23 protein-coding genes are annotated in these 23,650 nt (G+C 65.3%); 4 read left to right on the forward strand and 19 right to left on the reverse strand.

Annotation, left to right across the window (positions count from 1 at the left end; translation table 11 throughout):
* Positions 1 to 3: 3 nt before the first annotated feature.
* From Q4S45_RS17335 to paaA, 15 genes are read right to left on the reverse strand one after another with little or no spacing between them, the layout of a single operon-like run.
* Positions 4 to 732, reverse strand: coding sequence for an ABC transporter ATP-binding protein (locus Q4S45_RS17335; RefSeq protein WP_305506403.1), 729 nt, complete (start codon positions 730 to 732; stop codon positions 4 to 6).
* A gap of 10 nt (positions 733 to 742) precedes the next feature.
* Complete coding sequence (locus tag Q4S45_RS17340; RefSeq protein WP_305506405.1) at positions 743 to 1,498, reverse strand: ABC transporter ATP-binding protein; 756 nt, start codon at positions 1,496 to 1,498, stop codon at positions 743 to 745.
* Positions 1,498 to 2,439 (reverse strand): branched-chain amino acid ABC transporter permease, encoded by a 942-nt coding sequence (locus Q4S45_RS17345; RefSeq protein ID WP_305506407.1) that lies wholly within the window; start codon positions 2,437 to 2,439, stop codon positions 1,498 to 1,500. Before Q4S45_RS17345 ends, Q4S45_RS17340 begins: the two co-directional genes overlap by 1 nt.
* The gene (locus tag Q4S45_RS17350; RefSeq protein ID WP_305506409.1) at positions 2,436 to 3,311 is read right to left on the reverse strand and encodes a branched-chain amino acid ABC transporter permease; all 876 of its coding nucleotides are present in this window, start codon (positions 3,309 to 3,311) and stop codon (positions 2,436 to 2,438) included. Before Q4S45_RS17350 ends, Q4S45_RS17345 begins: the two co-directional genes overlap by 4 nt.
* 9 nt (positions 3,312 to 3,320) lie before the next feature.
* Complete coding sequence (locus Q4S45_RS17355) at positions 3,321 to 4,472, reverse strand: ABC transporter substrate-binding protein (RefSeq protein WP_305506411.1); 1,152 nt, start codon at positions 4,470 to 4,472, stop codon at positions 3,321 to 3,323.
* 30 nt (positions 4,473 to 4,502) lie between these two features.
* The gene (gene pcaF / locus Q4S45_RS17360; RefSeq protein WP_305512139.1) at positions 4,503 to 5,708 is read right to left on the reverse strand and encodes a 3-oxoadipyl-CoA thiolase; all 1,206 of its coding nucleotides are present in this window, start codon (positions 5,706 to 5,708) and stop codon (positions 4,503 to 4,505) included.
* Between the two features lie 25 nt (positions 5,709 to 5,733).
* The gene (paaK, locus tag Q4S45_RS17365) at positions 5,734 to 7,047 is read right to left on the reverse strand and encodes a phenylacetate--CoA ligase PaaK (RefSeq protein WP_305506413.1); all 1,314 of its coding nucleotides are present in this window, start codon (positions 7,045 to 7,047) and stop codon (positions 5,734 to 5,736) included.
* Between the two features lie 31 nt (positions 7,048 to 7,078).
* Positions 7,079 to 7,510: a hydroxyphenylacetyl-CoA thioesterase PaaI gene (gene paaI / locus Q4S45_RS17370; protein WP_305506415.1), complete on the reverse strand. Its 432-nt coding sequence runs from the start codon at positions 7,508 to 7,510 to the stop codon at positions 7,079 to 7,081.
* A complete protein-coding gene (gene paaH, locus Q4S45_RS17375) occupies positions 7,503 to 9,062 on the reverse strand; it encodes a 3-hydroxyacyl-CoA dehydrogenase PaaH (protein WP_305506417.1) in 1,560 nt (519 codons plus the stop codon). The genes paaI and paaH overlap by 8 nt, the downstream gene beginning before the upstream one ends.
* A gap of 3 nt (positions 9,063 to 9,065) precedes the next feature.
* Complete coding sequence (paaG, locus tag Q4S45_RS17380) at positions 9,066 to 9,860, reverse strand: 2-(1,2-epoxy-1,2-dihydrophenyl)acetyl-CoA isomerase PaaG (protein ID WP_305506419.1); 795 nt, start codon at positions 9,858 to 9,860, stop codon at positions 9,066 to 9,068.
* A 15-nt stretch (positions 9,861 to 9,875) separates the two neighbouring features.
* Entirely contained in the window at positions 9,876 to 10,952 is a 1,077-nt protein-coding gene (gene paaE / locus Q4S45_RS17385; RefSeq protein ID WP_305506421.1) for a 1,2-phenylacetyl-CoA epoxidase subunit PaaE, read from the reverse strand.
* Between the two features lie 8 nt (positions 10,953 to 10,960).
* Entirely contained in the window at positions 10,961 to 11,482 is a 522-nt protein-coding gene (gene paaD / locus Q4S45_RS17390; protein WP_305506423.1) for a 1,2-phenylacetyl-CoA epoxidase subunit PaaD, read from the reverse strand.
* On the reverse strand, positions 11,482 to 12,258 hold the full coding sequence (gene paaC / locus Q4S45_RS17395) for a 1,2-phenylacetyl-CoA epoxidase subunit PaaC (RefSeq protein ID WP_305506425.1): 777 nt from the start codon (positions 12,256 to 12,258) through the stop codon (positions 11,482 to 11,484). The genes paaD and paaC overlap by 1 nt, the downstream gene beginning before the upstream one ends.
* Complete coding sequence (gene paaB / locus Q4S45_RS17400) at positions 12,255 to 12,539, reverse strand: 1,2-phenylacetyl-CoA epoxidase subunit PaaB (RefSeq protein WP_305506427.1); 285 nt, start codon at positions 12,537 to 12,539, stop codon at positions 12,255 to 12,257. Before paaB ends, paaC begins: the two co-directional genes overlap by 4 nt.
* Positions 12,540 to 12,558: 19 nt before the next feature.
* Positions 12,559 to 13,548 carry a 1,2-phenylacetyl-CoA epoxidase subunit PaaA gene (paaA, locus tag Q4S45_RS17405; RefSeq protein WP_305506429.1) on the reverse strand — a complete coding sequence of 330 codons (990 nt, stop codon included), beginning with the start codon at positions 13,546 to 13,548 and terminating at the stop codon, positions 12,559 to 12,561.
* A 188-nt stretch (positions 13,549 to 13,736) separates the two neighbouring features.
* Here paaA and paaX point away from each other — a divergent pair, with 188 nt between their 5' ends.
* The 3 genes from paaX (at position 13,737) to Q4S45_RS17420 (ending at position 16,774) form a co-directional block, all read left to right on the forward strand.
* Positions 13,737 to 14,657: a phenylacetic acid degradation operon negative regulatory protein PaaX gene (paaX, locus tag Q4S45_RS17410; RefSeq protein WP_305506431.1), complete on the forward strand. Its 921-nt coding sequence runs from the start codon at positions 13,737 to 13,739 to the stop codon at positions 14,655 to 14,657.
* Positions 14,658 to 14,795: 138 nt separating this feature from the next.
* Complete coding sequence (locus Q4S45_RS17415) at positions 14,796 to 15,101, forward strand: DUF485 domain-containing protein (RefSeq protein WP_305506433.1); 306 nt, start codon at positions 14,796 to 14,798, stop codon at positions 15,099 to 15,101.
* Positions 15,098 to 16,774 carry a cation acetate symporter gene (locus Q4S45_RS17420; protein WP_305506435.1) on the forward strand — a complete coding sequence of 559 codons (1,677 nt, stop codon included), beginning with the start codon at positions 15,098 to 15,100 and terminating at the stop codon, positions 16,772 to 16,774. The genes Q4S45_RS17415 and Q4S45_RS17420 overlap by 4 nt, the downstream gene beginning before the upstream one ends.
* Here the strand turns inward: Q4S45_RS17420 and Q4S45_RS17425 are convergent.
* Positions 16,771 to 18,075 (reverse strand): glucoamylase family protein, encoded by a 1,305-nt coding sequence (locus Q4S45_RS17425; RefSeq protein ID WP_305506437.1) that lies wholly within the window; start codon positions 18,073 to 18,075, stop codon positions 16,771 to 16,773. The genes Q4S45_RS17420 and Q4S45_RS17425 overlap by 4 nt on opposite strands.
* Positions 18,076 to 18,281: 206 nt before the next feature.
* Positions 18,282 to 18,542 (reverse strand): DUF2442 domain-containing protein, encoded by a 261-nt coding sequence (locus tag Q4S45_RS17430; protein ID WP_305506439.1) that lies wholly within the window; start codon positions 18,540 to 18,542, stop codon positions 18,282 to 18,284.
* A 158-nt stretch (positions 18,543 to 18,700) separates the two neighbouring features.
* On the opposite strand from Q4S45_RS17430, the gene Q4S45_RS17435 reads away from it, so the two are divergent.
* Positions 18,701 to 19,831 carry a M14-type cytosolic carboxypeptidase gene (locus Q4S45_RS17435; RefSeq protein ID WP_305506441.1) on the forward strand — a complete coding sequence of 377 codons (1,131 nt, stop codon included), beginning with the start codon at positions 18,701 to 18,703 and terminating at the stop codon, positions 19,829 to 19,831.
* 112 nt (positions 19,832 to 19,943) lie between these two features.
* Here the strand turns inward: Q4S45_RS17435 and Q4S45_RS17440 are convergent, their stop codons facing one another.
* Both Q4S45_RS17440 and Q4S45_RS17445 read right to left on the reverse strand, forming a co-directional pair.
* Complete coding sequence (locus tag Q4S45_RS17440; RefSeq protein WP_305506443.1) at positions 19,944 to 22,151, reverse strand: TonB-dependent siderophore receptor; 2,208 nt, start codon at positions 22,149 to 22,151, stop codon at positions 19,944 to 19,946.
* A 227-nt stretch (positions 22,152 to 22,378) separates the two neighbouring features.
* Entirely contained in the window at positions 22,379 to 23,476 is a 1,098-nt protein-coding gene (locus tag Q4S45_RS17445; RefSeq protein ID WP_305506444.1) for a TRAP transporter substrate-binding protein, read from the reverse strand.
* Positions 23,477 to 23,650: the final 174 nt, after the last annotated feature.

Below are 23,650 nucleotides of genomic sequence, written 5' to 3' on the forward strand. Positions count from 1 at the left end.
GGTTTACATGCCGAGGTAGGCGCTTTGCACCTGCTCGTTGTCCAGCAGTTCGGGACCGGGACCGGACAGCACGATGGCGCCGGTCTCGATGACGTAGCCGATGTCCGCGATCGCCAATGCGGCGTGCGCGTTCTGTTCGACCAGGAAGATCGTGATGCCGGCGTCGCGCAGCTCCTCGACGATGCGGAAGATCTCGCGGATCAGCAGCGGCGCCAGGCCCATGCTCGGCTCGTCGAGTAGCAGCAGCTTCGGATGCCCCATCAGCGCGCGCGCCATCGCCAGCATCTGCTGCTGGCCGCCAGACAGCATGCCGGCCGTCAGCGCGCGCTTTTCCTTCAGCACCGGGAACAAGCCGAACACGCGCTCCAGGTCCGCGGCCAGTTCGCCTTTGGGCCGGGTGTAGGCGCCGAGGCGCAGGTTGTCTTCCACCGACATCGGGCCGAACACCTGGCGTCCTTCCGGCACCTGGCAGATCCCCGCGCGCACGCGGGCGTCGGCGCTCATGCGCGTGACGTCGGCGCCTTCGAAGCGGATCGCACCGGCGCTGACCGGCTGCACGCCCGATATCGCGCGCAGCAGCGTGGTCTTGCCGGCGCCGTTGGCGCCGACCAGCGCCACCAGCTGGCCCTGGCGCACTTCGATGTCGATGCCGTGCAGCGCTTCGATCGGGCCGTAGCGGCTGTGCAGCCCCTGTATTTGCAGTACCGGCGTAGCGCCGGAAAAGTCTCGCATGGTCATTCCTTTACGCCGGCGCGCCAAGATAGGCGGCGATGACGTCGGGGTTGGCGCGCACTTCGGCGGCGGTTCCCTCGGCCAGCGTCTTGCCGTAATCGAGGACCAGGATGTGGTCCGACAGGTTCATCACCAGCTTCATGTCGTGCTCCACCAGCAGCACCGTCACGCCAGACTGCGCGACCTTGCGGATCAGGTCCTCGATCTCGCCGGTCTCGGTGTGGTTCAGGCCCGCCGCCGGCTCGTCGAGCAGCAGGATCTTCGGGGCCGCCGCCAGAGCGCGCGCGATTTCGAGGCGCTTGAGCGCGCCGTACGGCATTTGGGTCGCGTCGGCGCCGAGGTATTTGCCCACGCCGACGAATTCCATCAGGCGCGCGGCTTCGTCACGGCACTCGGCGTCTTTGCGGCGCACGGCCGGCAGGCGCAGCATCGACGCGAACAGGTTCTGGTTCAGGCGCAGGTGCGAGCCGACCATGACGTTGTCGATTGCGCTCATGTTCATGCACACCTGGAGGTTCTGGAATGTGCGGCTCAAGCCGCGCCGCGCCAGCGCATCCGGCGCCATGCCGGCGACGTTCTCGCCGTTGAACATGACCTTGCCGGTGGTCGGCGTGTAGATGCCGCTGACCAGGTTGAACAGCGTGGTCTTGCCGGCGCCGTTCGGGCCAATCACGGAGTGGATCGCGCCTTCGCGGACGTTGAAGCTGACGTCCTGCACCGCGTGCACGCCGCCGAAACTCTTGCTGAGGTGTTCGATCGACAGCATCACCCTCTCCTTGCGCGCAGGCGCTGCGCGACGCTTGGCACCAGGCCGCGCGGCAGAAAGATCATGGTCGTCATCAGGATCACGCCGAACACCACCACTTCCCAGCCTTCGAAGGCCTGCAGCAGTTGCGGCAGGATGGTCAACAGGGCGGCGCCGATGATCGAGCCGAACACCGACGCCATGCCGCCCACCACCACCATCGTCACCAGCTCGATGGAATGGAAAAAGCCGGCCATGCCGGGCGTGATGAAGCCGATGTAGTGCGCGCTGATCGAGCCTGCGATGCTGGCGACGACCGCCGACAGCACGAATACGCGCACCTTGAATTTGGTCGTGTCGACACCGGCGACGCGCGCGGCGATTTCGGAGCCGTGGATCGCCTGCAGCGCGCGGCCGACCGGCGAATCGATCAGGTTCAGCGCCAGCCACGTCATCAACAGGAGCAATACCGCGGCCACCGCGTACCAGGCGGTTTCGCCGGCGACGGCGAGGCTGCCCAGCGTGAACGACGACACCGCCATGCCGTCAGGGCCGCCGGTCCACTGCTGCTCGTTGTTGATGACGATGGAGATGATGATGCCCAGGCCCAGCGTCGCCATCGCCAGCGTGTGGCCCTTCAGTTTCAGCACCGGGCGCGCCAGCACCCAGGCGAGCACGCCGGTCGCGACGGCGCCGGCGGCCAGCGCGGCCAGCGGCGGCCAGTTGAAGTGCGTCGTCAGGCCGGCCGAAGCGTAGGCGCCAAGGCCATAGAAGCCGGCGTGGCCAAGGCTGATCTGGCCGGTATAGCCCATCAGAAGATTCAGCGCGATGACCACGATGGCGTTGAGCGCGATACGGATCGCCACGTCCACATAAAAGCTGTTCGGCAGCACCAGCGGCAGCGCCGCCAGCACCACCGCCAGGATCAGCAGCCCGCTGTACCGGGATTGAAGCAGCTTCATACGCGCTCCGAGATCCTGGCGCCGAACAGGCCGCGCGGCATGAAGAACAGGATCAGCAGGATCAGCACGAACGGCACCGCGTCCTTGTACGAGGACGAGATGTACCCGGCCGTCATCGCCTCCGCGATGCCGAGAATCAGGCCGCCGGCAACCGCGCCGACGCCGCCGCCAAGTCCACCCAGCACCGCGGCGACGAAGCCCTTCAGCCCCAGCATGATGCCGGCGTCGTACGAGGTGTAGGTGATCGGCGCGACCAGGATGCCGCCCAGCGCGCCGAGCAGCGCCGACAGGCCGAAGGACATGAGCAGCACGCGGCGCGTGTTGATGCCGACCAGCTGCGCCGCCAGCTTGTTGTGCGAGGTCGCCAGCATGGCCTTGCCGAGCAGGGTGCGGCCGAAGAACCAGGCCAGCGCGCCGACGATGGCGAGCGTGACGCCCAGCACCCACAGGCTTTGCGGCAGCAGGCTGGCGCCGAACAGCATGATTGGCGTATCGCCCGAAAACGGCGCCAGCGAATGCGTGCCCTTTCCCAGCCAGATCTGCACCAGCCCGCGGATCGTCAGCGACGCGCCGATGGTGATGATGATCAGCGTGACGACCTGCGCGTTCTGCGCGGGCTCGATCACCGCCTTTTCCATCACGAGGCCGACGATGGCGGTGGCAATGACGGCGCCGATGATCGCCAGCGGCAGCGGAACGCCTGCGCCGGCCATGACGGCGGCCAGCATGCCGCCCACCATGATGAACTCACCCTGGGCGAAGTTGATCACACCGCTGGTGTTGTAAATGATCGTGAAGCCCAGCGCCGCGAGTGCATACGCGGAGCCGACCGTCATTCCCGAGTACAGGAACTGGAGGAATTGAGCGAGCATGGTGACGCCTTATTTGAGCTGAACCCAGTCGCCGTTCTTGACCTCGACCATGCGGAACGCGGACAGGTCCAGGCCCATGTGGTTGGTCGGCGACATATTGAATACGCCGGTGGTGCCCACGAAGCCCTTGGTACTTTCCAGCGCCGCGCGCACCTTCTCGTGGTCGGGGCCGCCGGCGCGCTTGATCGCGTCGACCGACAGGTTCAGCGCGTCGAGCGCGTAGCCGCCGAAGGTCGAAGGATCGACCTTGTACTTGTCCTTGTAGGCCCTGTCGTAGCCGGTCACGACGGCCTTCTGCGCATCGCCGGCGGCGAGCGAATTGGCGATCAGCAGCGCCGGCGTCGGCAGGCGCACGCCTTCCGCGGCCTTGCCCGACAATTTCAGGTACTCGTCGGATGCGACGCCGTGCGACTGGTACATCGGCACCGCGGTCATGCCCAGCTGGCCGTAATTCTTGGTCACGACCGCAGGACCCTGGCCAAGGCCGAACACGAACACGGCCTGCACGCCGGGCGTGCCCTTGATGCGGGTTAGCTGGGCGGTGATGTCGGTGTCTTTCGGGCCGTAGGTCTCGTCGGCCACCAGCGTGATGCCGTACTTGGCGGCGACGGCCTGGGTCTCCTTGCGGCCCGAGGCGCCGAAGCCGCTGGTCTCGGACAGCAGGCCGACCTTGCTGATGCCGCGCTTCTTCATGTCCTCGAACACCTTCTCTGCCGCCATGCGGTCGGTGTGCGGCGTCTTGAACACCCATTTCTTGACCGGGTCGATCACCACCACGGCGCCGGCCAGCGAAATGAACGGCAGGCTGGCTTTCTCGACCAGCGGCGCCATCGCCATCGTCGCGCCGGTGGTGGTGCCGCCGATCAGGACGTCGACCTTGTCGGATTCGATCAGGCGCTTGGTGAAGCTGTTGGCCTTGGCCGCGTCGCTGCCGTCGTCGTAGTGCACCAGTTCCAGCTTGCGACCGAGGACGCCGCCTTCGGCGTTGATCTTCTCGATATACAGCTGCAGCGTTTTGAGTTCCGGGTCCCCGAGGAAGGCGGCCGGGCCGGATACCGACAGCACCGAACCGATCTTGATTGGATCGGCGGCCGATGCGCCGGCGGCGGCGACCGCCATGGCTGCAAACAGAACGGACTTCTTGAGCATCGTCTTGAACATCTGTGTCTCCTCGGGGTGGTTATGTTTTTTTTAAACGCGTTCGATGATCATGGCGATGCCCTGGCCAACGCCGATGCACATGGTGCACAGCGCATAGCGCCCGCCGGTGCGGTGCAGCTGGTTCACCGCGGTGGTGACCAGGCGCGCGCCGGACGCGCCGAGCGGGTGGCCGATCGCGATCGCGCCGCCGTTCGGGTTGACGCGGGCGTCGTCGTCGGCCAGGCCGAGATCGCGCGTCACCGCCAGTCCCTGCGCGGCGAATGCCTCATTGAGTTCGATGACGTCCATTTGATCGATGGTCAGGCCGGCCATCGCCAGCACCTTCTTCGACGCCGGCGACGGGCCGAAGCCCATGATGCGCGGCGCCAGGCCGGCGGTCGCCATGCCGACGATGCGGGCGCGCGGCGTCAGGCCGAAGCGCTCCACGGCGCTGCCTGACGCGATCAGGACCGCGCATGCGCCGTCGTTGACACCCGACGCATTGCCGGCGGTGACGCTGCCGTCCGGCGTGACCACGCCCTTCAGCTTGGCCAGCATCTCGATGGTGGTGTCGGGACGCGGATGCTCGTCGGTGTCGAACAGGCGCGCGTCACCCTTCTTCTGCGGGATCGACACCGGCACGATTTCGTCCTTGAAGAAGCCGGCGGCGTGCGCCGCGGCCCAGCGCTGCTGGCTGCGGATCGCGAAGGCGTCCTGGTCGGCGCGGCTGACGTTGAATTCGCGCGCGACGTTCTCCGCCGTCTCGGGCATCGAGTCGATGCCGTACTTCGCCTTCATCAGCGGATTGACGAAGCGCCAGCCGATGGTGGTGTCTTCGATCTTTGCGGCGCGCGAGAACGCGCTGTCGGCCTTGCCCATGACGAAAGGCGCGCGCGTCATGCTCTCGACGCCGCCGGCGATGATCAGGTTCGCTTCGCCGGACTTGATGGCGCGCGCGGCAATGCCGACCGCGTCCAGGCTCGATCCGCACAGGCGGTTGATGGTGCTGCCCGGGACGTCGACCGGAATGCCGGCCAGCAGGCTCGCCATGTGGGCGACGTTGCGGTTGTCTTCGCCGGCCTGGTTGGCGCAGCCGTAGTAGACGTCGTCGACCATCGACCAGTCCACGCCGGGATTGCGCGCCATCAGGGCGGCAATCGGCAGCGCCGCCAGGTCGTCGGCGCGCACGGTGGAAAGGGCGCCGCCGAAGCGGCCGATCGGGGTGCGGATGGCGTCGCAGATGAACGCGTCGTTAATTTGGGTCACTGGCTACTCCTGTTAGTTACGATTTCGGGCGTTTGTCGATCACGCGGCGGGCCTTGCCCGTCATGGTGCGCTCGATGCCTTCGGAAGGCATCAGCGTCACGCGTGTGGACACGCCCACGAAGGTCTTGATCTGGTGTTCGAGGTCGCGGCACAGCACAGTCACCGATTCCTGTGTCATGGTCGCGTCGCGCATTTCGCCGAGCACCTCCAGCGTGTCGAGGTGGCCGTCGCGGGAGACGACGAGCTGGTAATGCGGCGCCAGCGCCGGCATCTTGAGGATCAGTTCTTCGATCTGAGTCGGGAACACGTTCACGCCGCGGATGATCAGCATGTCGTCCGAGCGGCCGGTGATCTTGCCCATGCGGCGCATCGAGCGCGAGGTCGGTGCCAGCAGGCGCGTGAGGTCGCGGGTGCGGTAGCGGATGATCGGCAGCGCTTCCTTGGTCAGCGAGGTGAATACCAGTTCGCCCTCTTCGCCGTCCGGCAGCACCTCGCCGGTTTCGGGATCGATGATCTCGGGGTAGAAATGGTCTTCCCAGATCACCGGGCCGTCCTTCGATTCGATGCATTCGCTGGCAACGCCCGGCCCCATCACTTCGGACAGTCCGTAGATATCGACCGCGTCGATGCCGGCGCGCGCTTCGATCTCGCCGCGCATCGCGTCGGTCCACGGCTCGGCGCCGAAGATGCCGACCTTGAGCGAGGAGTCGGCCGCATCCATGCCCTGGCGCGAGAATTCCTCGATGACGTTGAGCATGTAAGACGGCGTCACCATGATGATGTCCGGCTTGAAGTCGCAGATCAGCTGCACCTGCTTCTCGGTCTGGCCGCCCGACATCGGGATGACCGTGCAGCCCAGGCGCTCGGCGCCGTAGTGCGCGCCCAGTCCACCAGTGAACAGGCCGTAGCCGTAGGCGATATGGACCATGTCGCCCTTGCGCCCGCCGGCGGCGCGGATCGAGCGCGCCACCACGTTGGCCCAGGTGTCGATGTCGTTCTGGGTGTAGCCAACCACGGTGGCCTTGCCGGTGGTGCCGCTCGAGGCGTGGATGCGCACCACTTCCTCGCGTGGCACCGCGAACAGGCCGAACGGGTAGTTGTCGCGCAGCGTCTTCTTGTCGGTGAACGGGAATTTCGCCAGGTCCGCCAGCGACTTGAGGTCGTCGGGGTGGACACCCTTGGCGTCGAACGCGGCCCGGTAGTGCGGCACGTTGTCGTAGGCGCGCTTGAGCGTGGCCTTCATGCGCTCCAACTGAAGCGCCTGCAATTCGTCGCGGCTGGCGCGTTCGATCGGCTCCAGGTCGCCTGGAGCGGGTGTGCGTTGAACCATGGTTGTCTCTCCCTCGTTTCGAAACTGAAAATCAGACTTCTGCGACCATCCCCGCGACCCGGTGCGACTTCCCGCGGAACAGCGCGATGGTGCGCCCTTCCTGGTTGTGCACTCTTATGTCATAGACGCCGGTCTTGCCGGACAGGGCCTGCTCGGTCGCCTCGGCGGTCAACAGGTCGCCTTCGCGGCCCGGCGCCAGGTAATCGATCGTGCAGCCTGCACCCACCGTGTTGTGGTTGTGCGAATTGCAGGCAAAAGCGAACGCGCTGTCGGCCAGCAGGAAGATATAGCCGCCGTGGCAGGTCTGGTGGCCATTCAGCATGTCGCGCCGCACCGGCATCGTCATGCGCGCGTAGCCGGGCCGGATTTCGGCCAGCAGCATGCCCAGCGCCTGGCTGGCGGGGTCGCGCTCGAACATGGTCTTGCCGGCCAGTTCGGCCAGTGCCTGGGGATCTTTATGCATGAAAGCGTGCTCCTGCCGGCGCGCCGGCGAGTTTGCGGCGCAGCAGCGGCGAGACGCGGTAGCGGTCTTCGCCATAGCCGGCGGCGAGGTTCGACAGGACGGTGACGACCTGTTCGACGCCGATCGCGTCGGTCCAGGCCAGCGGGCCGCGTGGATAATTCACGCCCTTCTGCATGGCGGTGTCCACCGCGGCGGCGCTGCATACGCCTTGGTTCACGGCGTCGGCCGCTTCGTTGGCCAGCATCGCGACGGTGCGCATGACCACCATGCCGGGCACGTCGTCGATGCGGGTGACCGCGAAGCCGGCCGCCTGGAACAGGCCGACCACGGCGTTCCAGGCGTTGTCGCTGCACTGGTCGGCGCGCGCCAGCGCGATGCGCTTGGCGCCGGCGAAGTCGAGCACCAGGTCGTACAGCACGGTATCCGGATGCTTGTTGGCTTTGGCGCGCTCGGTCGCGCTGCGGCCGTCGGTCAGGAACACGGCGGCGCCGTTGCAGTGGAAGGCCGGCGCCTCATGCTCGCCCGCGCCCGGCAGTGGCTTGCGGTGCGTGACGTTGAAACCGGCCGCCTTGAGGCGCTGTTCCATCGGGTCGGTGACCGGATGCAGCACGCCAGGCTCGATGCTGACGCTGACGGAGTCGGGCCTGGCCATCGCCGGCTCGGTCTGCGCCGTCTGCACGCTGGCGTCCTCGCCGTAGCGGTAGAAGCCGCGGCCGGATTTGCGGCCCAGGAAGCCGGCGTTGACCAGCTCCTGCTGCAGCACCGACGGCGTGAAGCGCGGGTCGCCGAAATAAGCCTGGTGAACTGTTTTGGTGACGGAAAAATTGACGTCGTGGCCGATCAGGTCCATCAGCTCGAAGGGACCCATGCGAAAGCCGCCGGATTCGCGCATGATGGCGTCGATCGTGGCCGGCTCGGCGGCCTGCTCCGACACCAGGCGCAGCGCCTCGGCGTAGAACGGGCGGGCAACGCGGTTGACGATGAATCCGGGCGTGGACTTGGCGTGCACCGGGTTCTTGCCCCATGCAGCGGCGGTGGCGAACACGGTATCTGCGACCGACTGCTCGGTGGCCAGGCCGCTGACCACTTCGACCAGCGCCATCAGCGGAACCGGATTGAAGAAGTGCATGCCGACCAGGCGCTGCGGACGGCGCAACGGCGCGGCGATCGCCGTGACCGAGATCGCCGAGGTGTTGGTGGCGAGGATGCAGTCGTCGCCGACGATGGTTTCCAGTTCGGCGAACAGCTTGCGCTTGACGTCGAGGTCTTCGACGATGGCTTCGACGACGATGGCGGCGTCGCGCACGTCTTCCAGGCTGGCCGCCACTTGCAGCCGGCCGTTGGCGGCGTCCGCGTCGGCGCCGGTCATGCGGCCCTTTTCCACCAGCTTGCCGAACACCTTGCCGATATCGGCGATCGCCTTGTCGGCGGCGCTTTCACGCGTATCGAACAGGATCACCGGATGTCCGGCGGCCGCTGCGATTTGCGCAATGCCCGATCCCATTGCACCGCTGCCGATGACGGCGACCACACTGCCCTTGTCAAGCGCCATTGCTCATTCTCCCTTGAAGTGGGCCGGGCGTTTCGCGATGAACGCGGCGACGCCTTCCTTGTAATCGTGGCTGTAGCCCAGCTCGCGCATCATCTCGCCTTCCAGCTTCAGCTGCTCGGGCAGGGTGTTGGCGTAGCTGGCCTGCAGCGCCTTCTTGGTGAATGCCAGGCCCTTGGTCGGCGCCGACGCGAAGTGCTCGGCCATCGCCATCGCCTCGTCCATCAGCGCGGCGTCCGGGATGCACTTCCAGATCAGGCCCCACTGCTCCGCGGTTTCGGCGGGCAGCTTATCGCCCAGCATGGCAAGGCCGGTGGCCCGCGCGTGGCCGATCAGGCGCGGCAAATGCCAGGTGCCGCCGGTGTCGGGGATCAGGCCCAGCTTGCAGAACGCTTCGATGAAGTTCGCGGATTTTGCGGCCAGCACGATGTCGCAGGCCAGCGCCAGGTTGGCGCCGGCGCCGGCGGCCACGCCGTTGACCGCGCAGATCACCGGCATCGGCAGCGCCTTGAGCGACAGCACCAGCGGCGCGTAGTACTGCTCGACCGAGGCGCCGAGGTCCACGCCTTGCTGGCCCGGTTCGACGGCGCGGTCGCCCAGGTCCTGGCCGGCGCAAAAACCCCGGCCGGCGCCGGTCAGCACCAGCACGCGCACGGTCGGATCGGTCGCCGTCAGCGCCAACGCGTGGCGCACTTCGAGGTGCATCGCCTGGGTGAAGCTATTGAGTTTGTCGGGACGGTTCAGCGTCAGCTTGGCGATGCCGTTCTCGATCTGGAACAGGATGTTCTCGTAGTTGTTCATGCAGTCTCCGTATTCTTATTCTGCCTGGTCGAAGTCGACCACCACTTTGTCGGTCACCGGGAAGCTCTGGCACGACAGCACGAAGCCGCGTGCGATTTCGTAGTCTTCCAGCGCGTAGTTCACGTCCATATCCACCTTGCCCTCGAGGAGCTTGCAGCGGCAGGTCGAGCAGACGCCGCCCTTGCACGAGTAGCGCATGTCGATGCCGGCGCGAAGGCCCGCGTCGAGGATCGATTCCTTGTCCTTGTCCATCGTGAAGCTGGTGTGGTTGCCGTCCATGATGACGGTGACCTGGGTCTCGTGCGGCACGTCGGCGGCGATCGAGCGCGGCTTGTGCTGGTGCTTCGGAATGCTGGCGGCGAACAGCTCGACCTTGATGTCGTGCTTGGGCATGCCGGCTTCCTGCAGCGCGGCCGAGACGCCCAGCATCATGTCCTCGGGGCCGCAGATGAAGGCGACGTCGATGTCCTCGACGCGGATCCAGTGCTTGAGCAGCTGCTCCGTCTTTTCCTTGGTGATCCGGCCGTTGAACAGTTCGATGTCCTGCTGCTCGCGGCTCATCACGTAGGCCAGCTGCAGGCGGTCCATGTAGATGTCCTTCAAGTCGGTCAGTTCCTCCTTGAAGATCACCGTGGACGAGGCGCGGTTACCGTAGAACAGGGTGAAGCGGCTGTGCGGCTCGGTCGCCAGCGTGGTCTTGATGATCGACAGGATAGGCGTGATGCCGCTGCCGGCCGCAAAGGCGACGTAGTTGCGCGACTGCTCGGCGTTGAGCGGCACGTTGAAGTGGCCCATCGGCGGCATCACTTCGATGGTGGCGCCGGGTTTCAGCGTGTCGTTGGCCCAGGTGGAGAACAGGCCGCCCTGGGTGCGCTTGATCGCCACGCGCAGCAGGCTGTCGTGGACCGCGGAGCAGATCGAGTACGAGCGGCGCACGTCTTCGTCGTTGATCAGGGCGCGCAGGGTCAGGTGCTGGCCCTGCTGGTAGTGGAAGCTTTCCTTCAGCTCGGGCGGAACGTTGAAGGTGACGGCGATGGTGTCGCGCGTTTCGTTGTGAACCGCGGCGACCGACAATGGATAGAATTTGCTCATGATTGGCCTTAGTGGCACTTGAAATAATCGAAGGGCTCGCGGCAGTCGAGGCACTTGTACAGGGCCTTGCACGGCGTCGATCCGAACTGGCTGGTCAGCTCCGTGTGCGTCGAACCGCAGTTCGGGCAGGTCACGGTCAGCTTCGGCTGCAGGGCGCCGCGCTTGACGCCGGTGTGCAGGCCGCTGATGTCGATCACCTGCTGCGCCGGCGGCGCGATGCCGTAGCCTTTCAGGGCGACCTTGCCCGCGTCGCTCATCCAGTCCGTGGTCCACGCCGGCGACAGCTGGTTCACCAGCCGCACGTTCGTCACGCCATGCTGCTGCAGCGCCTCGGTCACGGCTTCGGCGATCACCTGCATCGCCGGGCAGCCGGAGTACGTCGGGGTGATGGTGACGACGCATTCGTCGCCCTGCCACTCGACGTTGCGCACGATTCCCAGATCGACCACCGAGATCACCGGGATCTCGGGATCGTTGACCTGGCCCAGCCAGTCCCAGACCTGGGCGGTGCTGACGGCCTGCGGGTTCATTACCACTCCGCCCCGGGATAGGCGCGCTGCAGGAACTGCATCTCGGCCAGGATGTAGCCGAGGTGCTCGCTGTGCACGCCCTTCTTGCCGCCGCGGTGCATCCAGGCGTCGGCGGGCGGCATGGTCAGGGTGGCTTCGGCGAAGATCTCGGACACGTGCTCGATGAAGTGGGCGCGCAGCGTTTCCGCGGCGGGTGCGACACCCTCCGCCACCATCGCGAGGTCCACCGCGTCGTAGATGAACATCTCGCCGGTGTAGGCCCACAGCTGGTTGGCCGCCGCTTGCGTCTTGGCGTGGCTTTCTGGCGTGCCGTCGCCGAGGCGCACGATCAGGTCGCCGCTGCGGCGCAGGTGATAGGTCACTTCCTTGATCGACTTCTCGGCGATTTCGGCCACGCGCGCGTCAGTCGATTTGGTCAGCGCCAGCATCAGGAAGTAGTGCCAGGTATCGAAGAAGAACTGGCGCATCATGGTGTCGGCGTAGTTCCCGTTCGGCTGCTCGACCAGCAGGCAGCAGCGCAGCTCCGGCGCGTCGCGCAGGAACGCGAGGTCGTCCTCGCTGCGGCCGCGGCCTTCGAGTTCGGCGGCGTAGGCGTACCACATGCGGGTCTGGCCCAGCAGGTCGAGCGCGACGTTGGTCAGCGCCATGTCCTCTTCCAGCGCTGGGCCTTTGCCGCACAGTTTGGAGAGCTGCTGCGACAGTATCAGAGCGTTATCGCCCTGGCGCAGCAAGTAATCGATCTTGTCCTGCGCAATCTTGTCGGCGGCGGTATTCACAGGTTTTTCACTTCTTCAGGCATTGGGAAAAAGGTCGGGTGGCGATACACCTTGCTGTTGGCCGGCTCGAACAGCGCGCCCTTGTCGGACGGGCTGGAAGCGACGATGTCGGTGGCGCGCACCACCCAGATCGACACGCCTTCGTTGCGGCGGGTGTAGACGTCGCGGGCGTTATTGACCGCCATTTCGGCGTCGGGCGCGTGCAGGCTACCGACATGCTTGTGCGCCAGGCCATGCTGGCTGCGGATGAATACTTCCCACAGGGGCCATTCTTTGCTCATTGCTTGCTCCGTTATGTAGTTATGCCGCGGCGCGCGACGCCGCTTTTTTCTCTGCGTGGGCGACCAGCGCCTCGCGGAACCAGGCGCCGTCTTCCCATGCGGTGACGCGGGTCTTGAGGCGCCCCTTGTTGCACGGGCCGTTCCCTTTGAGGACGTTGTGGAACTCGCTCCAGTCGATCTCGCCGAATTCGTAGTGGCCGGTTTCGGCGTTGAATTTCAGGTCGGGATCGGGGATCGTCAGGCCCAGAAATTCGGCTTGCGGGACGGTCTGGTCGACCATGCGCTGGCGCAGTTCGTCGTTCGAGAACAGCTTGATGCGCCACTGCGCCGACTGCGCGCTGTTGACCGACTCGGCGTCCGACGGGCCGAACATCATCAGCGACGGCCACCACCAGCGGTTGAGCGCATCCTGCGCCATCGCCTTCTGTTCCGGCGTGCCCTTGGCGAGGCTCATCATGATGTCGTAGCCCTGGCGCGCGTGGAACGATTCTTCCTTGCAGACGCGGATCATGGCGCGCGCGTACGGACCGTAGGAGCAGCGGCACAGCGGGATCTGGTTGATGATGGCCGAGCCGTCGACCAGCCAGCCGATGGCGCCCATGTCGGCCCACGACAGGGTCGGGTAATTGAAGATGCTCGAATACTTGGCCTTGCCCGAGTGGAGGGCGGCGATCAGCTCGTCGCGCGACACGCCCAGCGTCTCGGCGGCGCTATACAAGTACAGGCCGTGGCCCGCTTCGTCCTGGATCTTGGCCAGCAGGATCGACTTGCGCTTCAGGGTCGGCGCGCGCGTGACCCAGTTCCCTTCGGGCAGCTGGCCGACGATTTCCGAGTGCGCGTGCTGCGAAATCTGGCGCACCAGGGTCTTGCGGTAGGCGTCGGGCATCCAGTCCTTCGCCTCGATCTTCACGCCGGCGTCGATGCGCGCCTGGAATGCGCGCTCCTCTTCGCCCATGTCGGCGATCGACTGGACTTTCTTGAGCCCGGTTTCAACCAGTTGTGCGTACATCTCACTCTCCGTTTGCTGAATCTGAAAATCCATAATACGATACAAAAAAACAGAAGTACACAAAAATTTTGTGTCATATTTTTTTTCTGTATCCTGTGGTCATTAACCCATGTCTGAAAATTAATCCTGCGCCGAACCGCCACTAAAGTAAACTGCGGCAAAGCCTGCCAAATGGACAATCTCCCGCTATGAAACAACTGACCAGCACCGAATGGATCGCCCACTTCCTGGCCAGCGATCCGCCGCGCTCGAAGTCGCTGGTGATGACGATTTTCGGCGACGCCGTCGCGCCCCACGGCGGCACGGTGTGGCTGGGCAGCCTGATCGAGCTGCTGGCGCCGTTCGGCGTCAACGACCGGCTGCTGCGCACCAGCGTGTCGCGGCTGGCGCAGGACGGCTGGCTGGTGGCCAACCGCGACCGCCGCCGCAGTTCGTACTCAATCCTGCCGCAGGCGCTTCCGCGCTTCGAGCGCGCCAACCGCCGCATCTACGCGCCGCTGGAAGTGCACTGGGACGGCCAATGGACGCTGCTGCTGTCGGCCGGCGGCGCGATCGAGGCGCCGCTGCGCGCGGCGCTGCGCAAGGAGCTGCTGTGGGAAGGCTACGCGCAGATGTCGCCCGGCGTGTTCGGCCATCCGGCCGGCGACGCCGAGGCGCTGCGCGACATGCTGGTGCGCCTGGGCGCCGAGGGCAAGCTGTTTGTGTGCAGCGCGCGGGCGCTGCCGCAGGTGCCGGGCCGGCCGCTGCCGGAACTGGTGGGCGAAGGCTGGGACCTGTCGGAAGTGATCGCCGGCTACCAGCAGTTCATCGACCAGTTCGAGCCGCTGCTGGCGTTGAAGGATTCGGGGCTGCCGCCGGAGCAGGCGTTCGTGATCCGCACCCTGCTGATCCACGCGTACCGGCGCGTGCAGCTGCACGACCCGATGCTGCCGGTGGAGCTGCTGCCCGATCCGTGGCCGGGCGCGCGCGCCTACGAGCTGGCGCGCACGCTGTACCGGGCGATCTGCGGCGCGGCGGAAGAACACGTGGTGGCGGCGATGCGGCGCGAGGATCCGGATGCGCCGCTGGCGGACGCCGCCTTCTTCCAGCGCTTCGGCGGACTCGACTGACGGTTCTGGGTCTGCCCCGCACTTCGGGTCAGACCCTGGTGGCGGGCTTGATTGGGCGCAAGCTAGTTTTCCTGCCGCGGGAACTGATGGGCCGGCGCGCGGTCAATATGATATGGAACGCGCAACCGGAGTCCCGCCATGCACGACGACCTCGTACAGAAAATCGTTGCGAACCCGAGTTACCAGAAGCTGGTGCGGATTCGAACCTGGTTCGGCTGGACGCTCACCGCGCTGATGCTGATCGTGTACTACGGCTTCATCCTGCTGATCGCGTTCGACAAGGAGCTGCTGGCCAAAAGAGTCGGCGACGGCGTGCTGACCTGGGGCATTCCCGTCGGCCTGTTCGTCATCGTGTTCACCGTCGTCCTGACCGGCATTTACGTGTGGCGCGCCAACAAGCAGTTCGATGACCTGACCGAAACCATCCGCAGGGAGGTGCTATGAAACCGCACGTCGCACGCCGCTTCGTCCGATCCGCCGCCGCCCTGCTGTCGATGGCCGCGGCAGGCCTCGCCGGCGCCGCCGACGTGATCGGCCAGACCGAGCAGCAGCCCAGGAACTGGACCGCCATCGCCATGTTCGGCGGCTTCGTCGTGTTCACCCTGTTCATCACCAAGTGGGCGGCCAAGCGAACCAAGTCGGCCGCCGACTTCTACACCGCGGGCGGCGGCATCACGGGCTTCCAGAACGGCCTGGCGATCGCCGGTGACTACATGTCGGCCGCGTCCTTTCTCGGCATATCGTCGGCCGTTTTCCTGAACGGTTACGACGGCCTGATTTATTCGATCGGCTTCCTGGTCGGCTGGCCCGTTATCACCTTCCTGATGGCCGAACGCCTGCGCAACCTCGGGCGCTTCACCTTCGCCGACGTCGCCGCCTACCGCTTCGCGCAGACGCCGGTGCGCGCCTTCGCGGCGTCCGGCACGCTGGTGGTCGTCGCGTTCTACCTGATCGCGCAGATGGTCGGCGCCGGCCAGCTGATCAAGCTGCTGTTCGGGCTGCAGTACTGGATCGCGGTGGTCATCGTCGGCAGCCTGATGATGGTGTACGTGCTGTTCGGCGGCATGACGGCCACTACCTGGGTGCAGATCATCAAGGCCGGCCTGCTGCTCTCCGGCGCCACCTTCATGGCGCTGGCGGTCATGGCGCAATTCCATTTCAGCCCGGAGGCGCTGTTCGCCAAGGCGGTCGAGGTTCACCCGAAGAAGCAGACGATCATGGGGCCGGGGAACTTCATCACCGATCCGATATCGGCCATCTCGTTCGGCATGGCGCTGATGTTCGGCACGGCCGGCCTGCCGCACATCCTGATGCGCTTCTTCACCGTGCCAAGCGCGAAGGAAGCGCGCAAGTCGGTGTTCTGGGCCACCACCTGGATCGCCTACTTCTACATCCTGACCTTCATCATCGGCTTCGGCGCGATCGTGCTGGTGGGTACCAATAAATCGTTCATGGATGCGACCGGCAAGCTGTTAGGCGGTAATAACATGGCGGCGATCCACCTTGCCAACGCGGTGGGCGGGAATGTGTTCCTGGGCTTCATGTCGGCGGTCGCCTTCGCCACCATCCTGGCGGTGGTGGCCGGCCTCACGCTGTCGGGCGCCTCGGCCGTGTCGCACGACCTGTACGCCACCGTCTTCAAGAAGGGCAAGGCCACCAGCGTCAACGAGCTGCGCGTCTCTCGCCTGACCACGGTGGCGCTGGGCATCGTGGCGGTGGTGCTGGGCATCGTGTTCGAAAAGCAGAACATCGCCTACATGGTGTCGCTGGCGTTCGCGATCGCGGCGTCGGCCAACTTCCCGGTGCTGTTCATGTCGGTGCTGTGGAAGAACTGCACCACGCGCGGCGCGACCATCGGCGGCTTTCTCGGGCTGTTCACCGCGGTCGGGCTGACCATCGTGTCGAAGTCGGTGTGGGTCGATGTGTTCCACAACAAGGCGGCCATCTTTCCCTATCAGTCGCCGGCGCTGTTTTCGATGACCGCAGGCTTCGTCGGGATCTGGCTGTTCTCGATCCTCGACAACAGCGAGCGCGCGCGCATCGACCGGGCTGGCTACGAGGCCCAGGAAGCGCGCTCCGAAACCGGCATCGGGGCCATCACGACGGCGAGCCATTAACGGCGGTCCAGCCAGCCGCCGGTGAACCCGGCGCGCCGCAGGCCGGCCAGGAGATACGGGCAGTCGCGCATCAGCTTCCACGGCAGCTCGCTGCGGAAGTTCTCGACCATCAGCACGACGGGTCCTTCGTTGATCCCGTAGTGCCAGGGCGAGAGCCAGCCGTGCGGGTTGGCGCAATTGCGCGGGAAGGTCGCGTTGAAGGTCGATTTGAAGCCGTACGCATGGCCGGCTTTGAGGTCCAGTTCGTGCACCAGGTGGTCGATCGCCGGCAGCACGATCTCCGGCGCGAACGGCAGCGAGGCCACCGCCACCCACGGCGCGACGGTGCCGTCATCCGGGCCGTGGGGCGCGCCGCGCGCGACGTAATCGTAGAATTCGCGCTTCCTGCCGTCGATGTCGAGGATGGCCGGGCCCGGCCCGTCGCTGGCCGTGATGCCCCAGCAGCAGGAGCAGTAGCCGGCGAAGCCGAGCGGATTATCGATCGCGTACTCGCGCTGCACGTACGTGGCGCGCCGGCTGTTTTCGAAGTAGTCGATGCCCTTGCCGCGCATGTAGGCGTCCTGGATGCCGCGAAAGTCGATCCAGATGTGCGACAGCTGGTGGGTGAACAGCGAGCCGCAGTAGAGATACTCGTGGCCGTAGCGGTGCTGCCACGAATAAGCCGCCACCCTGTCCTGGTAGCTGTCGGCCGACAGCGGGTGCGTCGGCGAGCCCAGTCCCAGGATGTAGAGCAGCATCGCCTCGTCGTAGCCCTGCCAGCGATACGGCAAGAAGCCGGTCTCCGGCGTCCATCCGAGCGCGACGGCGCCGCCGTCGACCTGCGCCCACGCCCAGTCGGCGCGCAGGTAAAGCGCTTCGGCCAGCTCGCGGATCTCCGCTTCATCGCCGGCGCCGCCGAAGTAGCTGGCCGCGGCCAGCGCGCCCGCCAGCAGGAAGGTCGAATCGATGGTCGACAGCTCGCACTGCCACGCGCGCCTGCCGGTCTGCATGTCAAGGAAGTGGTAGTAGAAGCCGCGGTAGCCGGTGGCGTCGGGCTCGGGGCCGTGCGGGCTGTTCCAAAAAAAGCGCAGCGTCGCCAGCACGCGCTCGATGGCGGCGGCGCGGGTGATGAAGCCACGCTCGACGCCGACGGGATACGCGGCCAGCGCCAGGCCCACGGCGGCGATACTGGCGGGCCAGCCGGACGCGCACTTGTCGACCACAAGGCCGTTCGACGGATTGGCCTCCTGCATGAAATAGTGGAACGACTCGCGCTGGAGCATGTCCAGCTCGATGTCGGTTGACGGCGGTCTCCGGCGCATAGCACTACTCCACGTCTGGCCGCCCGGGAAGGCCAGGCCGGCGCGCCGATTATGAAATAGTTTGCGATTTCGTGCAGCACGCCTGCGGCAGCGTCCGTTTGCCAGCATTGGTCTGTCGTGCCTGCGAAGGCAGGCACCCATGCTGAGCATGCGCCGTCGATTGAGCAGATTCAGCATGGGTTCCTGCCTTCGCAGGAACGACAGCTTCAGCAGTCGTGGTTGGCGCGCCCGTATTCGCGCACCATCGGGCTGCGGATCGCCTCCAGCGACAGGTCGAGGTCGAGCGCGGGCCAGTACACCCGGCTGCCGCTGGCGCAAATCACATGGGTAATCTGGGCCACCGTGGCGTGCTCGAAGCGCGGGAATTCGGCGAACGCCAGGTACAGTTCCTCGTCGCCGAACTGCAGCCAGAAACCGAGCCGGCTGATGCTGGTGACCTCGGCATACGAAAAACAGATGGCGCTCATTACGATCTCCACGAACTTGCCGGCCCCGCCCCGCGCGCGCCCGAAAATCAACGGTAGCAAAACGCCAGCATTGGCTATTTGACATAGCACAAGCGGCGCGGCCCGGCGGCATCTAGTATCATGCTGGGTTCACGCTTCTTCCATCCACGGGACTTACCATGTCTATCAAGATCAGCTGCCAGTTCGACGCCGGCGCTATCGATGTCGTCAGCGCCAAGAGCGCGGGCGCCATCGACCTGAACATCCGCAAGGATTCGCACGCCAATATCACCCAGTGGTTCTACTTCCGCCTGCAGGGCGCGCAGGGCGAGGCATGCACGATGCGCTTCCTGAACGCCGGCAAGACCGCGTATCCGGACGGCTGGAACGACTACCAGGCGATGGCCAGCTACGACCGCGTGAACTGGTTCCGCGTGCCGACCAGCTTCGACGGCGAGGTCATGACGATCGAGCACACGCCGGGCATGGACAGTGTCTACTACGCCTACTTCGAGCCGTATTCGTGGGAACGCCATCTCGAGCTGCTGGACCGCGCGCAGATGTCCGAGCACGTTCGCATGCTCGACCTGGGCAGCACGGTCGAAGGCCGCGACATGAACCTGCTGGTGATCGGCGACCCGGCGGCGGCGAAAAAGGTATGGGTGATCGCGCGCCAGCATCCGGGCGAGACGATGGCCGAGTGGCTGGTCGAAGGCATGCTCGATGCGCTGCTCGACCCGGCCGATGCGTTCGGCCGCCAGCTGCTCAAGGAAGCCGTGTTCTACGTGGTGCCGAACATGAACCCGGACGGCTCGGTGCGCGGCAACCTGCGCACCAACGCGGCCGGCGCGAACCTGAACCGCGAGTGGAACACGCCGTCGATGGAGCGCAGCCCCGAGGTATTCCTGGTCAAGCAGAAGATGAAGGAAACCGGCTGCGACCTGTTCCTCGACGTGCATGGCGACGAGGGCCTGCCGTACGTGTTCGTGGCGGGCAGCGAAGCGCTGCCGAACTTCAGCGCCGAGCAGGCCGCGGCGCAGAAGCAGTTCTCGGACGACTTCAAGATCGCCAGCCCGGACTTCCAGGACGTGCACGGCTATCCGCCGGCGCCGTACACCGACGAAGTGCTGACCATGGGTTCGCCGCATATCACCCACGCATTCGGCTGCCTGTCGCTGACGCTGGAACTGCCGTTCAAGGACAACGCCAACGATCCGGATGCGCATACCGGCTGGGACGGCGCGCGCAGCGCGCGGCTTGGCGCGGCGGTGCTGCAGCCGATTCTGCACGCGATTCGCCGGCTTAAATAAAAACGGGGTCAGGTCCGCTGGACCTGACCCCGGTTTTGGCGCCGACGCCTGCTATATGCGTCTACCGTTTCAACTTCGGTGTCAGGTCCCACGGACCTGACACCGACCCCTCTTAGAACTTCATTTCCATCAGCGCGCGCACCACGACGTAGGTCGGAGTGATCGTCGTTTCGCTGCGCCGGCCCTGCTCCGAATCGTCAAAGATCGACTGCTGCACATTTTGCTGATGCAGCGCGTTCGCCACCGAGACCCGCAGCTGGTTCTTCGGATTGAACTTCCAAAGCCCGTACATGTCGAGCGAGCGCTTCGGCACCGAGTAGGCGTACTGGTATTTCGCGATGCGCACCGGCCCGCCGTTCTGGAAGCTGTAGCTGCTGCCCAGCGTCAGCGGCAGCTTGTCGAGCTTCCAGTCGGCGCCGACGGTGCCGCTGAACGGCGTCTGCGAATCGATGCGGTTGTTCGGCCCCGCTACCGATTCCAGGCGCGACCAGTTGCGCGATACGTTGGCCCGGAAGTCGATGTTCGGCGCCGTCTTCCACATCGAACGCACCGGCAGCTTGGCCTCGAGTTCGATGCCATGCGTGTTGGCGATGCCGTCGTTGACGGGCATCGATATGTACTTGCCGTTGACCGGCACCGGATCGGTCTTGTTATGAATGGCGTCCTCGATGCGACGCACATAGGTGCTGGCCGTCAGCAGGCCGCCGCCTTCCAGGTAATGCTCGTACGCCAGGTCGAGGCCCCAGGCCAGCTCGGGCCTGAGCGCCGGATTCCCCTGGAAGTCAGGCGAGATCTCGCTGTTGTTGTTGGAGGCGAAACGGCGCGGGATCAGATTGTTGACCGCGGGCGCCTTGTAGGTGCGCGTCAGGCCAAGTCGCAACTGGTCGCTCTTGGAGCCGGGGATCTTCCACAGGGTCTGAAACAGCGGACTCCACACGCTCGACTTGTTGTCGATCGCCGCGTAGCCGTCGCCCTCGCTGCGCGTTTCGATGCCTTCCCAGCGCAAGCCGAAATACACCGACCAGCGCGGCGTGACCGTCCACTCGTCCTGCGCAAACAACGCCAGCCGGCGCACGTTCGCCTCGAATACCTGGTCGAGATTGTCGGCCTTCACTTTGGTCGAGCTCTCGCGCTGGATGCGGTCTTCGTTGCGCTTGTTGTAGGCGCCGTCCCAGCCGGCCGCCAGGGCGTGTCCCTCGAAGATCGGCGTCGAATATTTGCCGCTGGCGGTGAAGCCCTTGTCGACAACGCCGGACGTGATCAGGCGCTCGATCAGCAATTCGTCCTTCTCGTTGTAGTTGAACGAAGGCGCACGCGTATCCCGGTGGTTGTAGTTGACGCCGGCCTTGGCGTCGAGCTTCGCGCCCTCGGCCAGCTTGCGCGTCCAGCTTAGATCGCTGCGCACCAGCTCCGAATCCGACTTGATCAGCACGCGGGTGGCGCTGTACGGCGGCGCCGAGCCGACCAGCGTGTTCACGTGTTCGGAATTATCACCGGTGAAGCGATTGATGTTGATGAAGCTTTGCGAGGTAATCACGTCGCCGGGACCCAGCGTCCAGTTCACGCGCGGCGAAACGTTGAACGCTTCGAAGTGCCCGCTGCTTCGTTCGTCCGCGCGGCGCAGCGTGTTCAGGGGGCCGGCCGGATCGTAACGTTCGGTGACGACTTCGGAAGGCCGCTCGAACTTCGCGTAGGTGACGGCGCCGCCGATCGCATACGACAACGGTCCCTTCTTGTCAGCCAGCTGGTAGTTGATGTTGGTGCCGTAGTGGCCGTGCTCTTCCTGGAAGCCGGCCTTGATCTCGCGCTGCGCCGTGACGATCGCGCGCTTCAGGACGATGTTGATGGCGCCGGCGATCGCCTGGGTGCTGTATTCGGCGGTGGCGGCGCGCATGATCTCGATCCGCTCGATCATGTCGGGCGAGAGCGAATCGAGCGAGAAGCCGGCCGGGGCAGGCTCGCCGTTGAGGAGGATCGAGGTATAGCCACTGCCGAGGCCGCGCATGCGGATGTCGCCGCCGCGGCCCTGCACGCCGCCTACCGTCACGCCCGGCAGGCGCTTGAGCACTTCGCCGATGGTGGTGTCGCCGTTGCGCAGGATGTCCTCCTGCGAGACGACGATCTTGGTGGCGGTGTCGTTGCGGCGCGCGTCGTACGATGCCGCGGCGCCCTTGATTTCGACTTTCTGGATCGGGGCGGCCGGCTTGTCAGCGGGCGCCTTGATGGTGCTGTCTTGCTGGCCAGCGGCGTGTGCTGCGAACGCGCCGAAAATGGCCGGCGCCGCGAGCAGCAGGCGCAGGCAGAGGGATTGCTTGTGCATTGATCTTGATCTGTTTTGAATGGGCGGAATGGCCGATATTGACCACGGCCGCTATCATCGCAGAACAAGCGCGGGGAATGGGGGAAATGCGACGGAATGCCGCATTTGTGTCGCGAAGTGCGCATACGGGGTCTGGTCCTGCGGATCTGCCCCCATTTTCTGTCGGTCGTAAATACAAGATGGGGACCAGGCGTCCCCATCGTCCCGCAGGACCAGACCCCGCTACCTTACTTGCCGCGGGTCGCGTTGATCAGGTAGTTCTGCATGCTGGCCTCAGCGACCGACGCCCAGGTGTTCTGCTCGCGGCGGAACACCTTCCACGGCTCGTAGATCTTCTTGAACTTGGCGTTCTTCGCAGCCTCTTCGTCCATCATTTCGGTCGCCGCCTTGTAGCCGGCGTCCATCATCTCTTTCGAGAAGAAGCGGACCTTGGCGCCGTTCTTGATCAGGCGCGCCAGCGCGGCCGGATTCTTGGCGTCGTAGTCGGCCTGCATGTAGACGTGCGCTTCGTACGTCGCCGTCTCGACCGCGGCCTGGTACTCCTTCGGCAGCTTCTCCCATTCCTTCAGGCCGATGTAGAACGACAGCTGCGGACCGGCTTCCCACCAGCCCGGCGCGTAGTAGAACGGAGCCACTTTGTAGATGCCGATCTTTTCGTCGTCGTACGGACCGACCCACTCGGCCGCGTCGATCGTGCCCTTTTCCAGCGACGGATAGATGTCGGCGGCGCCCAGCTGCTGCGTCACCACGCCCATGCGCGCCATCGTCTTGCCGGCCAGGCCGCTAATGCGCATCTTCAGGCCCTTCAGGTCGGCGACGGTCTTGATCTCCTTGCGGAACCAACCGCCCATCTGGGTGCCGGTGTTCCCGCCCATGAAGTTGATGATGTTGTAGTCCTTGAAGAACTCGCGCATCAGCTGCTTGCCGCCGCCGAATTCGAACCACGCGGTCTGCTGGCGCGAGGTCAGGCCGAACGGCACGGCGCAGTCGAACGCGAACGCGGGGTCCTTGCCGACGTAGTAGTAGGAGGCGGTGTGGCCCATTTCGACGGTACCGGAGCGGACCGCGTCCATCACTTCGAGCGCGGGGACGATTTCGCCGGCGGCGAAGGCGCGGATCTGGAATTTACCGCCGGTCAGCTCGGAGACGCGCTTGGTGAAGAGCTCGGAGGCGCCGAAGATGGTGTCGAGGTTTTTCGGGAAGCTGCTGGCGAGGCGCCATTTGATGGTCGGCAGGTCTGCCGCCTGCGCCAGGGTCGGCGCAACTGCTGCACCGGCCACGCCGGCGCTGACGGCCGCTTTCTTGAGGAAGGAACGACGTTCCATTGCATTGTCTCCTGTTGGTTTTTATCGCGGAATATGCCCGGGGCTAGTGTATTAGCGCGATGGAAACCTTGCAATGGAAAAATTTATTCACCGCTAACCGTTTCGCAGTCATTCCTGCGCAGGCAGGAATCCATGCTGAAGATGAACTCCGGCTCAGTATGGGTTCCAGCCTCC

The sequence above is a fragment of the Massilia sp. R2A-15 genome (assembly GCF_030704305.1).
In the GTDB taxonomy this organism is placed as follows: Bacteria; Pseudomonadota; Gammaproteobacteria; order Burkholderiales; family Burkholderiaceae_D; genus JAFCUW01.

Bases quoted from the DNA above. Each gene is read 5' to 3' on its own strand.
- Q4S45_RS17335 (WP_305506403.1), bottom strand. From the start codon at position 732: ATGCGAGACTTTTCCGGCGCTACGCCGGTACTGCAAATACAGGGGCTG.
- Q4S45_RS17340 (WP_305506405.1), bottom strand. From the start codon at position 1,498: ATGCTGTCGATCGAACACCTCAGCAAGAGTTTCGGCGGCGTGCACGCG.
- Q4S45_RS17345 (WP_305506407.1), bottom strand. From the start codon at position 2,439: ATGAAGCTGCTTCAATCCCGGTACAGCGGGCTGCTGATCCTGGCGGTG.
- Q4S45_RS17350 (WP_305506409.1), bottom strand. From the start codon at position 3,311: ATGCTCGCTCAATTCCTCCAGTTCCTGTACTCGGGAATGACGGTCGGC.
- Q4S45_RS17355 (WP_305506411.1), bottom strand. From the start codon at position 4,472: ATGTTCAAGACGATGCTCAAGAAGTCCGTTCTGTTTGCAGCCATGGCG.
- paaK (WP_305506413.1), bottom strand. From the start codon at position 7,047: ATGGTTCAACGCACACCCGCTCCAGGCGACCTGGAGCCGATCGAACGC.
- paaI (WP_305506415.1), bottom strand. From the start codon at position 7,510: ATGCATAAAGATCCCCAGGCACTGGCCGAACTGGCCGGCAAGACCATG.
- paaH (WP_305506417.1), bottom strand. From the start codon at position 9,062: ATGGCGCTTGACAAGGGCAGTGTGGTCGCCGTCATCGGCAGCGGTGCA.
- paaG (WP_305506419.1), bottom strand. From the start codon at position 9,860: ATGAACAACTACGAGAACATCCTGTTCCAGATCGAGAACGGCATCGCC.
- paaE (WP_305506421.1), bottom strand. From the start codon at position 10,952: ATGAGCAAATTCTATCCATTGTCGGTCGCCGCGGTTCACAACGAAACG.
- paaD (WP_305506423.1), bottom strand. From the start codon at position 11,482: ATGAACCCGCAGGCCGTCAGCACCGCCCAGGTCTGGGACTGGCTGGGC.
- paaB (WP_305506427.1), bottom strand. From the start codon at position 12,539: ATGAGCAAAGAATGGCCCCTGTGGGAAGTATTCATCCGCAGCCAGCAT.
- paaA (WP_305506429.1), bottom strand. From the start codon at position 13,548: ATGTACGCACAACTGGTTGAAACCGGGCTCAAGAAAGTCCAGTCGATC.
- paaX (WP_305506431.1), top strand. From the start codon at position 13,737: ATGAAACAACTGACCAGCACCGAATGGATCGCCCACTTCCTGGCCAGC.
- Q4S45_RS17415 (WP_305506433.1), top strand. From the start codon at position 14,796: ATGCACGACGACCTCGTACAGAAAATCGTTGCGAACCCGAGTTACCAG.
- Q4S45_RS17420 (WP_305506435.1), top strand. From the start codon at position 15,098: ATGAAACCGCACGTCGCACGCCGCTTCGTCCGATCCGCCGCCGCCCTG.
- Q4S45_RS17425 (WP_305506437.1), bottom strand. From the start codon at position 18,075: ATGCGCCGGAGACCGCCGTCAACCGACATCGAGCTGGACATGCTCCAG.
- Q4S45_RS17430 (WP_305506439.1), bottom strand. From the start codon at position 18,542: ATGAGCGCCATCTGTTTTTCGTATGCCGAGGTCACCAGCATCAGCCGG.
- Q4S45_RS17435 (WP_305506441.1), top strand. From the start codon at position 18,701: ATGTCTATCAAGATCAGCTGCCAGTTCGACGCCGGCGCTATCGATGTC.
- Q4S45_RS17440 (WP_305506443.1), bottom strand. From the start codon at position 22,151: ATGCACAAGCAATCCCTCTGCCTGCGCCTGCTGCTCGCGGCGCCGGCC.
- Q4S45_RS17445 (WP_305506444.1), bottom strand. From the start codon at position 23,476: ATGGAACGTCGTTCCTTCCTCAAGAAAGCGGCCGTCAGCGCCGGCGTG.